General features: G+C 56.7%; 12 protein-coding genes. 9 read left to right on the top strand and 3 right to left on the bottom strand.

Annotated features, from left to right (window positions below; all coding sequences use genetic code 11):
• Positions 1-3: 3 nt before the first annotated feature.
• From AC2FGE_RS05400 to AC2FGE_RS05390, 3 genes are read right to left on the bottom strand one after another with little or no spacing between them, the layout of a single operon-like run.
• Positions 4-699: a PIG-L deacetylase family protein gene (locus AC2FGE_RS05400; RefSeq protein ID WP_496818177.1), complete on the bottom strand. Its 696-nt coding sequence runs from the start codon at positions 697-699 to the stop codon at positions 4-6.
• A complete protein-coding gene (locus AC2FGE_RS05395; protein ID WP_496818176.1) occupies positions 696-1610 on the bottom strand; it encodes a methionyl-tRNA formyltransferase in 915 nt (304 codons plus the stop codon). The genes AC2FGE_RS05400 and AC2FGE_RS05395 overlap by 4 nt, the downstream gene beginning before the upstream one ends.
• A complete protein-coding gene (locus AC2FGE_RS05390) occupies positions 1607-2233 on the bottom strand; it encodes a sugar transferase (RefSeq protein WP_496818175.1) in 627 nt (208 codons plus the stop codon). Before AC2FGE_RS05390 ends, AC2FGE_RS05395 begins: the two co-directional genes overlap by 4 nt.
• 504 nt (positions 2234-2737) lie before the next feature.
• Between AC2FGE_RS05390 and AC2FGE_RS05385 the strand changes: the two genes are divergently transcribed.
• The 9 genes from AC2FGE_RS05385 (at position 2738) to AC2FGE_RS05345 (ending at position 13733) form a co-directional block, all read left to right on the top strand.
• Complete coding sequence (locus tag AC2FGE_RS05385; protein ID WP_496818174.1) at positions 2738-3913, top strand: polysaccharide biosynthesis/export family protein; 1176 nt, start codon at positions 2738-2740, stop codon at positions 3911-3913.
• Between the two features lie 55 nt (positions 3914-3968).
• On the top strand, positions 3969-4826 hold the full coding sequence (locus tag AC2FGE_RS05380; protein WP_496818173.1) for a sulfotransferase family protein: 858 nt from the start codon (positions 3969-3971) through the stop codon (positions 4824-4826).
• A 472-nt stretch (positions 4827-5298) separates the two neighbouring features.
• Positions 5299-7410 (top strand): polysaccharide biosynthesis protein, encoded by a 2112-nt coding sequence (locus AC2FGE_RS05375; protein ID WP_496818172.1) that lies wholly within the window; start codon positions 5299-5301, stop codon positions 7408-7410.
• 89 nt (positions 7411-7499) lie between these two features.
• Positions 7500-7919 (top strand): GtrA family protein, encoded by a 420-nt coding sequence (locus AC2FGE_RS05370; RefSeq protein ID WP_496818171.1) that lies wholly within the window; start codon positions 7500-7502, stop codon positions 7917-7919.
• Positions 7919-9550 (top strand): hypothetical protein, encoded by a 1632-nt coding sequence (locus AC2FGE_RS05365; RefSeq protein WP_496818170.1) that lies wholly within the window; start codon positions 7919-7921, stop codon positions 9548-9550. The genes AC2FGE_RS05370 and AC2FGE_RS05365 overlap by 1 nt, the downstream gene beginning before the upstream one ends.
• A 103-nt stretch (positions 9551-9653) precedes the next feature.
• Complete coding sequence (gene rfbF / locus AC2FGE_RS05360; RefSeq protein ID WP_480547977.1) at positions 9654-10460, top strand: glucose-1-phosphate cytidylyltransferase; 807 nt, start codon at positions 9654-9656, stop codon at positions 10458-10460.
• 7 nt (positions 10461-10467) lie between these two features.
• Positions 10468-11595 carry a CDP-glucose 4,6-dehydratase gene (rfbG, locus tag AC2FGE_RS05355; protein ID WP_496818169.1) on the top strand — a complete coding sequence of 376 codons (1128 nt, stop codon included), beginning with the start codon at positions 10468-10470 and terminating at the stop codon, positions 11593-11595.
• Between the two features lie 27 nt (positions 11596-11622).
• Complete coding sequence (locus tag AC2FGE_RS05350; RefSeq protein ID WP_496818168.1) at positions 11623-12837, top strand: DegT/DnrJ/EryC1/StrS family aminotransferase; 1215 nt, start codon at positions 11623-11625, stop codon at positions 12835-12837.
• Positions 12837-13733, top strand: a complete 897-nt coding sequence (locus AC2FGE_RS05345; protein ID WP_496818167.1) for a class I SAM-dependent methyltransferase — start codon at positions 12837-12839, stop codon at positions 13731-13733. The genes AC2FGE_RS05350 and AC2FGE_RS05345 overlap by 1 nt, the downstream gene beginning before the upstream one ends.
• Positions 13734-13736: the final 3 nt, after the last annotated feature.

Here is a 13736-nt window from a genome sequence, read left to right as displayed (position 1 = left end):
CTGTCAGACTACGGTTCGGACCAGAACAAACCCTTCGGCCGCATGCCGATGAACGGTTGCACCGCGTAGGGTCGCCAACGCGCGCAGACTGTCGACCGACCGTTCGTGCGGGGCTTGTTTGGCCTGGCTTTCAAACATCGCAAAAGCCGTAAGCTTGCGTTCCAGCGTGTCCGAGATATCTACAAATACATTGGGCACGAAAGGCGGGGTTAGATACGGCGCGTTCCAGTTGGTTTCCGACAACGTCTCGTAGGCTGCAATGGTCGCCGGGTATTTGTCCTGATGCGGACGGCTCGCCACGAGGCTGGACAGAAATGTCAGTTGGTGATCCATGTGAATATCGCCCGGATGCGGCGCAAGGATCAGGTCGGCCCCCAGATCACGCACCAGTTTGCCCAAAGCGCCATTCAGATCGGAATGCGGCTGTTCCGATAGCTCAGCCGCGGTGAAATCTAACCAGTGCGTCTGCGTCACGCCCAGATAGTCATGGGACTTACGCGCCTCAGCGCGGGTGACCTCGGTGTCCTCATCCCGGAATTTCGGTGGCTTTGCACGTGTCACCACAACCACATGTACCTCGCGGCCCGCATCGGCAAGCCGGGCGATTGTACCACCCGCGCCCAGCACCTCATCATCGGGGTGAGGGGCGATGACCAAGGCAGGTCCGGCCCCGGCGCTTATGAGATCGGTGGTTATCATGACGTTTTTCCCAATTTCGAATGTATGGCCGGGGGAATATCCGCCCCGGACCATTCCAGAATATCAAGGCTGCGCCCATCCCCGCAGGCGACGGTGAAGTTTTGGCCATCAATGTCCTGCACCTGACCGGGGAGGCCGATATAGTAACCGTCAGGTTCCGAGAATTTGGCCTTTGTGATTACAATCTGCCGACCATCCGAGCCCTGCGTGAATGCCCCTGGATAGGGCGGACCAGAGGCGCGGATCAGGCATTCGATCTCTTCGGCCGAACGCGTCCAGTCAATGAGGCCGTCTTCGGGCCGACGACGCGCGCAAATGCTCATCCCTGCGTTGGGCTGAGGTTCGCGCGGTATGTCTCCCACGGCAATCTGCTCAAGCAACGGGGGCAGCAGGCCCGAGATGGCGCGCAAAGAGCGATCATAGAGCTCGCGCGCAGTGACGGTGTTTGGATCAACGGCATAGCGCGCCTGAGCCGCAATGGGCCCATCATCGGCACCTTCGCCAAGCCAGAACAGAGACGATCCGACGTTTCGTTCCCTCAGCAACACGGTCCAGGGTATAACCCCACGCCCGCGCAGCTTCGGCAGGGCCGAGGGATGAAAGCCGATGCACCCCAGCTTGGGGATCGCGCGAAAGGCTGGGCCGCAGATTTGCGACCAGCCGATAACCATGATCAGGTCGGGCTTTAGGGCCTCAATCCGTGCGATGGTTTCGGGGGCATTGGTCTTCTCAATATGCTCAATGGGTACACCATAGCGATTGGCCACAACGCTTAGATCAACAAAATCGGAATGCCGATGTGACAGATGGGACGGCAATGTCATAACCAGATCGGGGGCATGCCCCGCAGCACATATCGACACCAATGCAGCGTGTGAGGTTTCGACAGCCCCGACAAATACAGTTTTCATGCGGGCGACCCCTGGAACGAAGATTTTTGAGGCGGGTGTTGCTGCAACCAATCCGCGGCAGCCTTAATCCGGTCTGTGCGACGGTTCTCGCCGCGCAGCGCAACGCCAACGGTTTCTGACATGATCTGCAGATCCAACGCTAAAGACCGATGTGCCACATACCACAGATCAAGGCTGAGCTTTTCGGAGTTGCTAAGATTTGTGTTGCCACTCACCTGTGCCCAACCGGTCAGGCCGGGCCGAACCGAACAGCGATACTGCCCCTCGGGCCCAAAGCTTTCGATGGTTTCGGGCAGCAGGGGGCGCGGACCCACCAGCGCCATGTGGCCGCGCAGAATCAGCAGCAGCTGCGGGATTTCATCCAAACGTAAGCGGCGGATCAGGGCTGTGGCACGGGTTTGTCTTTGATCATCGGGCAGCAGCGCGCCATCCGGGCCGCGTTCTTCGGACATCGAGCGGAGTTTGAACAGATTGAACTCGCATCCGCCCAGACCACAGCGGCGCTGTGAAAACATCAATGGCAACCCGACAGAGGTTGCGACAATCAGACATGCAATCAGGAAGAAGGGCAGAGAAATAAGACCCAACAGGAGGCAGAGCAGAATTTCGGGTACTCTATTCACAGTTCAATCCAACTCAGAACACATGCGGCGCACCGCAACACTTGAAATCAACAAACAAATCACCCGCCAGCGGCAATAGGTAGATCAGCCGGGCAGCGACTGCCTCAATCTGTTCGAATTGGATGTGTTTTGCAAGAAGTCTGCGGCGCTTTGATCGAATCAAGCCGGTTGCGTAGAAAGTCGGGAATTTGGTGGCGGCATCACAGCGAATTCCGTGAACGGTTTGGTGGGTCGCAGAGCATTGTTTCGGATTTGAGGCAGCGCGCGGGATTCCCGTAACGACGGGCCGTTTCCCTTGTCACGTTGTACAGGAGTGCTTAGCTTGAGATTGCGGGCTTGTGCATGTCTGACCGGGCCCAATCATTTTTTGACGCACCGCTAAAAAAGCTTGCGTTTCTTGTGTATCGAAGATCACAGAACCACCAGTTGGTTTGTAGTAAAGATCGTAGAGTTAGTGAGTTGGGAGACAGAGGTTTGAAAACCTGTTTCAAAGTAATTTTGGTGATGTTCACTCTGGCGGCGAGCACCGTCTGGGCCGAGGGATATCGCCTGCTGCCGCAGGATCGGCTGTCTCTGAAGGCGATGCGCTGGGATGCGGAGTCCACAACTTACATAAGCTGGACCGGTGTGACCGGCGAATACACCATCACCGGTGATGGTGATTTGATGATTCCACTTGTCGGCCAGGTCGAAGCCGAGGGGCACACCCCGGCAGAGCTGGCAGCGGCGCTGGAGTTGAAATTCCGCCGTCAAATAGGCATGGTTGAACCGCCGCGCATCGCGCTGGAGGTGATTGGCCATCTGCCGGTCTATGTACTGGGCGACGTGAATTCCCCAGGCGCATACGATTTCCACGTGGGTATGACGGCGCAGCAAATTCTTGCGCTGGCCGGAGGGCCGATCCGCCCGCCGATTCAACTGGCAACGGGCAATGATATCCAGGTGTTGCGGATGGGCGGTGAGATTCGCCTGTTGGCCACGCAGATTGATGAACTGGAACAGCAGCGCCAGCGTCTGATTGCGGATCTGTCCGTTCTGGAAGGCGATGACGAAGGCGCTGACCTGACAAACGCGCCTGAGGGGTTGGAAGGCGAAATCCTTCAGGCCACATTGGCTGCGCGCGAAGGGCAGGGCGAACGGATCAGGGATCTGCAGGCGCTGCTGAAAGAACAGATCGAAAGCCTGACACAACAGCTTGAGTTGCGCGACACGCAGATCGCTAACGTCTCGAAAGAACTGGAGAATCTGAATTCTCTGAGGGAAAAGGGCCTGACCGCGTCGAACCGTGTTACCGCGATGACCAATGCGCTGAACGATCTGGAGTCGAAGCGTCTGGATCAGGAGGTCGCCTTGCTGGTCGCGCGTCAGGACCTCAACCGTGCGCAGCGAGATGAGTTGCAACTTGGTGACACGGCGCGTTCGGATGCTTTGGTGAAATTGAATGAGGTTGAAAGCCAACTGGCATCGCTGAAGACCCGACTGCAAACCGCGTCGACCCTGCATGGTGAACTGGCCGCCGCCGGTTATCTGAGCGAGGATGACATCGCCAGCGAGACAACGATCGAGTTCATCGTCACTCGCGGCGGAAATGTTCAAACGCAGCGTGTAAAGGGAACCGATCCGGTGCAACCGGGTGATACGATCGAGGTCGTCAGGAAAACGGTTATTACGTCGAATTGAGTGTTAAATGTATTCGGGCCCAGGCCCTTGGGAAGTTTAGTTAACGAGTTTCATGATGACATTGCCCGCTGACAGACCCGTCGATTTTCTGATCATAGGTGCTGCAAAATGTGCGACTACGTGGTTGCAGCATTCGCTGACACAAACCCCGGCCATCTATATGCCCGGGCCCGAGCTACACTTCTTTTCTCGTGAATACGACAAAGGTTTGGGTTGGTATCGGGATCAGTTCGACGGATGTGAACAGGCTGCGCTAATCGGTGAGAAGTCGAATTCTTATCTGACAGTACCTGAGGCCGCGCAGCGCATTCGGGATTTTGCGCCAGATGCGCGTTTGATCCTGCAAATGCGTGATCCGGTTCAGCGCGCCTATTCGGATTACTGCATGCTGTTCCGCCGTGGAGAGGTTTCGGACCGGATCGAAGACTACCTAAATCCGGCGCGTGCGGCGGACAAACGGTTCCTGTCTGATGGGCGCTATGCACATCATGTGGCGCGGTTCTATGATCTGTTCCCGGCCGAGCAAATCCTGTTGCTGGCCTATGAGGATATTCGTCGCAATCCATCCGGGAACCTGGAAAAGGTACGCGCGCATCTCAACCTGCCCGGTAAACTGGAAGCGCCGGTGAAGAAAAAGGTCAAGGACAAGAACGCTGCGATGGTGCCTTTGCCGCTGCGCAAAATCCTGGCACCGGTTCGTTCTGTCATTGATCCTGTTCGGCATACGTGGCCGGTTCGGTCCTTGCGCAATGCTGTCGCCCGTCAGGTTCAGTATCCGCCACTGTCAGACGATCTGTCGCGGCGCCTGGCCGAGTTCTACGCCGAAGACATGGCCCGCATCGCCGAAATCGATCCCGGCATCACCGACGCCTGGAGCAGTGCCAAACCGCTTGAAATGGCTCGAATCAATTGAGTTTTGTTGTGTGTCATAAGTCACATTGCGTTTCCGGTCTGGAAACAAAGGCGCCAAATCGCGTAGCGCGTCTCGTTCGATCAGATGTTTACAAAAAGTTCTCAAACAGACCGAATGCTGTGCGAACATTGGCAAATAAGACATTTCTTTGGTCGAACGATGCCGGAAAGGTGAAAAAAGCGTTTTGCTCCGGTGTTGGCTATGCTAGATTTTAATCATATTGAAACCTTAGCGGTCACGTTGGCTGCTAAACATTGTAGTTTGGTTTGTACGAGTGAGAAAGGGTTGTGGCGCAAGGTCTGATGATTTTCAAACCTGAGCCGGTCTAGGGGGACCTTACAAAAATAATCAAACTTGCCAGCAAGTGGTTTCTGCTGGCGCGTGAGTGCGGCTTTGACGGCTGATCGTCTGTTTTCGATCTGTCCAGTTGAGTCGGGTAGTAGTGGGCAATTTGTACGCCGGAGTACTGAGTATGTATGAGCGTGAGTTGGTTAAGCTCAAGAATGGGTCTGTTAAAGATACTGCGATCGAACCCGATCTGAAACTGGGCGACATCGGATCCACATTGAAGCAAAAACTTATTGAGCTGAGCGCAAACCGCCGCTTGGTTATTGGCGATGTTGTCGCCTCGGCTGTTTCCGTTGTGATGGCTGTGGTGCTGGCGAATGGAGGCGCTTTGCCTGCGGCTGCGGCTGCGGCACTGATCCCGTTGGTTCTGATGTCCTGCCTGATCGCACTGGCGATCCTGCCGATGTCGGGCATCTATAAGCGTCACACCCGGTCCACGTCGCTACGTGATGTGGCGCTGATCGTGCGCGCTTCGTTCTTCTGTGTCGCAACGCTGGCCTTGTTCGGCATGGCGGCTGCAGTCACATCGCATGTTCCGCTTGCTGTCTATGTCATTCAATTCTTCCTGATCGTGCCTGCACTGGGCAGCCTGCGCATCATTGCCCGCAGCACCGAGTTCAAGCGCAAGGTTCAGGGCTGCACCGCAAGTGAAAATGGCAAAATCCCGGTGATCCTTGTTGGCACCGGCGCCAGCAGCGACCTTTTTGTTCGTTCGCTGCGTAACACGGAATCAAAATATGAGCCCGTGGGCATCATCGATGACGCGCGTAACACGCAAGGCCTGTACTTTCACGACGTGAAGATCATCGGCTCGCTGCTGGATGCAGACGCCGTGATCGAGCGGCTGAAGTTTGATGACAATCTGCCTCAGCGTATTCTGCTGACCGAGCCGGTCACCCATTTTGAAAGCGATGGCATCCGTAAGCTGACTCGCTGGGCCGAAGCCAACAGCATTACCGTGTCACGTCTGACCGGTCTTGAAGAACTGGGCACCGAAAGCAACGGTATCCGCACGGTGAACCCCGAAGACATCCTGGATCGCCCGCAAAAGGCGGTTGAGCGTTCGATGCTGCGCGAGATGTTCAAGGATCGCCGTGTGCTGATCACCGGGGCCGGCGGATCGATCGGCAGCGAACTGACACGTCAGATCGCTTCGTTCGAGCCAGCGGAAATCGTCATGATCGAAAACACGGAATACAATGCCTATTCGATCGACATGGACCTGAGCCAGAACTTCCCCGAAGTCCCGCGCCGCATCTATGTTGCCGATATTCGTAGTGCTGACCGTGTGAACAAAATCTTTCAACGTCATCGTCCCGAACTGGTGTTCAACGCGGCCGCGCTGAAGCACGTGCCGATGGTCGAGCTGAACCCTTGTGAAGGTGTTCTGACCAACGTGATCGGCACGCGTAACGTGGCCGATGCCGCGCGCAACGTGGGTGCCATTGCGATGGTGCAGGTTTCAACCGACAAGGCCGTGAACAGCACCAGCGTCATGGGCGCAACCAAGCGTGTTGCGGAGTTCTACGCTCAGGCGCAGGACCGTGTAACCAATGGCACTGATGAGGCCACGCGCTTCTTTTCGGTCCGGTTTGGTAACGTTCTGGGCTCGTCGGGTTCGCTGATCCCGCTGTTCCAGCGCCAGATTTCGGAAGGCGGCCCGCTGACGGTCACCGACCCGAAGATGGAACGCTATTTCATGACCATTCGTGAGGCCGTCCAGTTGACGCTGGTTGCGGCAGCCAAAGGTCTGAACCTGGAAAACAGCCACGGCGAAATCTTTGTTCTGGACATGGGTCGCCCGGTGAAAATCGTTGATCTGGCCGAGCGTATGATCCGTCTGGCCGGTCTGGTTCCTTACAAGGATATCGACATCAAGTTCATTGGTATCCGCAAAGGCGAAAAGCTGTATGAGGAACTGTTCGATGTGACCGAGGAGCATCGCGAAAGCGGCATCCCGGGTGTGGCATCGGCGATCCCCGAAGGTGTCTCGGTCGCGCGTTTGCGTGCTATGATCCTCAAGCTGGAACAGGCTGCGCTGGATGGCGATGATCTAGGCGTTAAAAAGCTGCTGAAAGAGCTGGTGCCGGGTTATGGTGTCAACGGTTTGCGTCCGATTGAAACCAAGGATCTGATCAAACCTCGAACCAAGTCGAAGATCACCGCGATCCCAACCGAAAAGATGGTCGGCACCTTTGCAAAATCCGATGCTTTGGAAACCGTCGGTGGCCATTAAGGGTATTGTCTGAAGTTATTGATGTGTCGGCTTTGACCCAAGCCGTGTGTGTTACGAGTAAATAAGGGCTCTTGCGAGCGTTTTTTAAAATGTCAGAACTGAGTCAATCTGGCGTGATCACCCCCACCCGGCACGGGTGGGACCGGATCCTGCGGTTTATCGGGGCCGGTGTGATCAACACGCTGTTTGGATATGCCGTATTTTCGGTACTGGTGTGGTTTGGAGCCCACCCTCAGGTGGCGCTGGCCATCCAATTCGGTGTGGGGGTTCTTTGGAACTTTCAGGTTCATGGTCGGTTCGTTTTTTATGTTCAGGGCTATGGGCGGCTGCCGCATTACGCAGTGTCCTACATCATCGTTTATGCGTTCAACGCGGCGCTATTGTCGGGTCTTTTGCAGATTGGGTTTGATGCCTATCTGGCACAGGCCGTTGCACTCGGGCCGACTGTTGTTTTGTCTTATGTCCTGATCTCACGCGCTTTGCGTCCCAGCCCGCAGAAAGGGGTGTAATGACCCACTCCGTCGACCCCGGTCTGAATATTGATCAGGACGCCCGTGTCACCCGGCGCTATGCTGGTGGCATGTTGGCACGGTTTGCAACTATTGGCGTCTTGGTCGTCCTGTTTGCTGCACTTTACGGGCGTATCATGGGATACGGCCTGCGTCGGGACGAGTTGATGTTCGTACCCCCAGCTGAACTTTTGGGCTATTGGAGCCTCTACAGCGATTTCTTCTATAACCACGTTCCGAATTCTGCGTGGTATTACAGGGGCTTCTACCTGTTGTTCGGAGGCGATGGCCTGCTAGCCTCGGCCCGTTCTGGACAGTTCTGCGCCTGGTTGTTGCTGGCCTCGGGTATCGGCTGGGCGACCTGGCGGATCTCCGGCTCGCGCCTTCTGGCGGTGTTCTTTGTTGTCGCTCTTGTGGTCAATGAAACACTGCAAGCCCAGGCCGGTATGGCCGCCAGCAACAACCTGTTGCCTTTGCCCTTTGCTGCATGGGGGCTTGGCCTGTTTATAGTTCAGACCCTCAAGGATCGTCCGGGTTTCCTTTGGTTGGTGCTGTCCGGCCTTTGCCTGTCGATTGCTGCGGGCATGAAGGTCAGTGCCGCGATGTTCATCCCACCGGTTGCCATCGCCGCATTCCTGCTGCCTTGGCATCTGCCCTTTGCGGCTCGACTGCGTGGGGTCGTTCTGCCAGTGCTGATCGGCGGGTTGATCGGGGCCATTCCCCTGTTCTGGTATCTGGCCTCTGACCCTTCGGATTTTCTGGCGCATATACTTAAATTTCACACCGGCCCGCATGTAGCCTATTGGCAGGCGAACGCCGGGTCCGAGCCGGGGCTGGCCATGGGGATCGGTGGTAAGGTCCTGTTGGCCTATGCAACCTGGTTTGGGGGTGCGGCCTTGATCGGATTGATGGCGCTGTTCTTCATTGCTGTACTGGCTGGAAACACAGCTCTGCATTTTAGCCATGGAACAGGTCAGATCATAACGGTTCTGGCCCTGCTGGGCATAACGGCGATGTTTAGCTTTGTACCGACTCCGGGATTTCCTCAATATTTTATCCAGCCGCTGATCGCTGTGCCACTTCTGGCTGCTTTGATCTATCGCCTTGTTCCCGCTGAAAAATCTGCGGCTATTGTACCTCTTTGCACGGCGGGTTTCGCATTGATGGTGTTGCTGGGCGCGCCGCGACTGGCACCAGGGCTGCTGAAGCTTGCGAATCCCGATAGCTTTACAGCCGCCCGCATTGCGCAAGGCGCGCAGGCACTGCAGGACGTGGTCGCGGACAGCGCGATCCCGGATGGCCCGGTAGCGACCTTGATGCCGCTATATCCGTTGGAAGCCCATTTGCCGGTCTATGCTGAACTAGCCACGGGTCCCTTCGCATATCGCATCGCGCCCTATACCGACCCGGATCTGGCACAGCACTATGTCATGGCCGGGGCAGATGATCTTGTGGCCCTGTTTGATTCCAATCCGCCCTCCGCTTTCCTTTTGGGATATGATTCCACGCTTGAGGCACCATTGTTGCGCTATGCGGAAACAAATGGCTACGCTGTGGTGCCAAAAGACGGGTTAAGTAACCGCTACGGAAAAGGTGTGATATACTCCAAGCGCGCGGGAGTGGCAGATTGATACGAATGCACCACCCACCCCGCCCCAGCAACAACAGGCAATCCGCCTTAACCCCGATGTAACATTGAAGTTTAGTTAAAGGTATTTTGAGGGAGTAGCACAGATGAAAACAGTACTTCTGGCAGGAGGATTGGGATCGCGTTTGGCCGAAGAAACGGTTGCGATTCCGAAACCAATGGTTGAGGTTGGTGGACGACCGATTATCGCGCGGGTCATGGATATTTACAGCCATTTCGGCCATCGCGATTTTGTTGTCGCCGCAGGGTACAAAGCCCTTTTGTTGAAACAGTTTTTTGCCAACTATCACCTGATCGCTAACAACATTTCGGTTGCTTTGGATACAGGTGAGCTGAAGCTGGTGCCGTCGGCACCGGGTGGTTGGAATGTGTCGGTTGTTGACACCGGCGCGCACACCATGACCAGCGGGCGCATTCGTCGTCTGAAGGAATGGCTGGACCCGGGTGAGACATTCATGTGCACCTATTCAGACGGTCTGGGCAACATTGATATCAACGCTCTGATCGATTTCCACAAATCCCACGGGAAGCTGGCTACTGTCACAGCGGTGCAGCCTCCTGCGCGGTTCGGCAACATTGAACTTAAGGGCGACCGGGTCGATGCGTTCACCGAAAAAGTGCGCCGCCGCGAGACCTGGATCAATGGCGGGTATTTCGTGTTCGAACCGGGGGTCATGGACTACATGGTTGACGACAACGAGCCGCTGGAACAGTCGCCTCTGTCACAAATGGCCCGGGACGGAGAACTGATGGCCTACCGTCATGATGGGTTCTGGCATCCGATGGATACGATCCGTGATCGCAACGCGCTGAACGCGCTGAGCGAAGAGGAAACGCCTCCATGGATGCAGTTCGGCGATCAATCTTCAGCCGAATACCCGGTTGCAATCTGAGGGCAAAATGACTGCACATCAGCATCAGATGTTCGGTGGTCAGTTCAATGGCCGCCGTGTCCTTGTGACCGGTCATAGCGGGTTCAAGGGCGGCTGGATGTCGTTGTGGCTGCAACGGCTTGGCGCACAGGTGACCGGATTGTCGCTGCCACCCGAGCCTGGCCCAAACTTCTATGACAGCTGTGATCTGGCCCAGGCCACCGACAGCCGGTTTGCAGATATTCGCGAGCCTGATGTCCTTGCCAGCACGCTGGAGGGAGTAGATGCCGAGGTTCTGTTCCACATGGCTGCGCAGCCTCTGGTGCGCAAATCCTACCGGGAACCGGCAGAGACCTTTGCCACCAACGTGCAGGGCACCGCCAATGTGCTGGAGCTTGCGCGCAAGATGCCGTCGCTCAAGGCTGTGATCGTGATCACCAGTGACAAATGCTATGACAATCGCGAGTGGGTCTGGGGCTATCGCGAAAACGATCCGCTGGGCGGCAAAGACCCCTATAGCGCATCCAAAGCGGCGACCGAACTTGTCGCCCAGTCCTATGCGCATTCCTTCTTTTCTGACCCGAACGGTCCGCAGCTGGCGACGGTGCGCGCCGGGAACGTGTTCGGCGGTGGTGACTGGGGCGAGGATCGTCTTGTCCCCGATATCATCCGTGCCTGGGGCAAGGGTGAACCGGTTGTCATTCGCAACCCCGCCAGCGTGCGCCCCTGGCAGCATGTTCTTGAGCCTGTCTCGGGCTATCTGCGCGTGGCTGAAAAGATGCTGACCGACGGTGCGCCTTATGCCGGGGCGTGGAATTTTGGTCCGGATGTGTCCAGCACCGTGGATGTGCGCCAACTGGCGGACATGATCCAACGGGCCTGGGGCGATGGGGCGCCTATGTTCAGTTTCCCCGATCAGGTTGCCCACGCCCCGCATGAGGCCGGTATCCTGCGCCTGGACAGTACCAAAGCGCAAACTCGCCTGAACTGGCGCCCTCAGTTGACGCTGCAAGGGGCCATCAACCTGACTGCGGATTGGTACAAAGCCCATGCAGCGGGGAAGAACATGGCGCAGGTCACCGCGACACAAATCGAATACTTCGAAACCCTGACAGCATCTGACACACATGACGCGACCCCGGTCGCCGCACAGTAAGCTGCGTATTTTTAAGGAGCGCCTTTTATGAGAGTGAACTACGGGCAAACCGTCCATGGCCAGGAAGAGATCGACGCCGTTGTCGAGGTTCTGAAAACATCGACCCAAATGGGGCCCAAGGTGCGCGAGATGCAGGCCAAGGTTGCCAAGCTTTTTGCCAAGAACCACGGCATCATGACCAATTCGGGCTCGTCTGCAAACTATCTGGCGGTTGAGATTCTGGACCTGCCGGAAGGCAGTGAAGTCATTACGCCCGCCCTGACGTTTGCCACCACCGTAGCACCGTTAGTGCGCAAGGGTCTGATTCCGGCCTTCGTGGATGCCGCCGTGGGCACCTATAATATCGATGTGGATCAGATCGAACGGATGATCACGCCGAACACCTCGGCCATGATGATCCCTTCGCTGATCGGCAACCTGCCGGACTGGCGCAAAATCCGCGAACTGGCGGATGCGCATGGTCTGAAAGTGATCGAAGACAGCGCCGACACGCTGGACGCGCAGATGGATGGCACCAGCACGGGCGTGTATTCCGACGTTTCGACCACCAGCTTTTATGGCAGCCACGTGATCAACGGGGCTGGCAATGGCGGCATGCTGTGTGTCAACGATGACGAGTTGGCGCGCAAGGCGCTGTTGATGCGGTCCTGGGGGCGCAGCTCGTCCCTGTTTGTTGAATCTGAGGCCATCGAAAATCGGTTCAATGTACAATTGGATGGTATTGAATATGATGCCAAGTTCCTGTTCGAAGCGTTGGGCTTCAATCTTGAACCGTCTGAGATCAGTGCTGCCTTTGGCCTGGTACAGCTGAGCAAACTGGATACCAATATTCGTCTACGCGAAGAGGCGTTCGCGGCTCATCTGGAGTTCTTCAAGCAGTATGAAGACTGGTTCATCCTGCCCCGTCAGCTGCCCGGTTCGCGTACTGGCTGGCTGTCTTTCCCGGTCACGATCCGCGATGGCGCGCCGTTTACGCGCCGCGAGATGCAGATCTTCCTGGAAACCGCTGATATTCAGACCCGTCCGGTCTTTACCGGCAACATCCTGCGGCAACCGGCCATGAAAGGTGTTGAATATCGCACCGACCCGGCGGGTTATCCGGTCTCGGACGAAGTGATGCGCGGTGGTGTTCTGCTGGCGTGCCATCATGGCTTGGTTCAGGCACAGATCGACTTCATGCATGAAAAGCTGACAGAATTCCTGCAGCCTCATGTCGCAGGGCTCTCGCGGGAGGCGTCCTGATGCCACTGGCCCCGACCGAGGCGATCCGGGATCTGATCCGGGATGATTTCAAACAGGGCACCGGCCCCTGTGCCGTCAATGGCGGGGTACCGGTCTTTGTGAACTATGAAACCTCGGTCATCGAGCCACCCAAGCCCACGGATATCGAAGTGGAATCGCAGATTCACCGGCGCAGCTATCGCGGGCCGGTGAAGCTGTTAAAACGGCTGGCATCGCCCATCAAACAGGTGACCTTGCGCAATGTGGATCGGTTCCTGTCTGAAATTAAGTCACTGAACCCAAACCCGCGTGTTCTGATCGTGGGCGGCGGTAGCGTCGGGCAGGGGATGGGGAAACTCTACGATGACCCCAGCGTTCAAATCTTTGCCTTCGACATCTACCAGTCGCCAAACATCCAGTTCGTTGCCGATGCCCATGACATCCCGATGCAGGATGACGTATTTGATGGCGTGATCGTTCAGGCGGTTTTGGAACATGTGCTGGACCCCCGCCAGGTCGCGACCGAGATTCATCGCGTGCTCAAACCAGGTGGGTTGATCTATGCAGAAACCCCGTTTCTGCAGCAGGTCCACGAAGGGGCCTATGATTTCACCCGCTTCACCGAAAGCGGCCACCGTTATTTGTTCCGCGCGTTCGATCGGATCGATTCGGGCGCCAGCGCGGGTCCGGGGGTGCAGTTCATGTGGTCTGTCGACTACCTGTTCCGGGGTCTGTTCCGGTCTCGCACGGCGGGCAAGATTGCCAAGCTTTGTGTCTTCTGGGCGCAATATCTGGATCGCTTGATCCCTGAACCCTATCGTGTTGACGGGGCCAGTGGCGTGTTTTTCCTTGGGCGTAAGTCCGATGCGGTCCTGCAACCGAAAGAGGCGGTCTCGCATTACCGGGGCGCGCAGTAGTTA

Source organism: Ruegeria sp. YTSA075, from assembly GCF_059610245.1.
The sequence above is the reverse complement of the archived record's forward strand: the minus strand, read 5'-3'. Positions and strand labels throughout refer to the sequence as shown.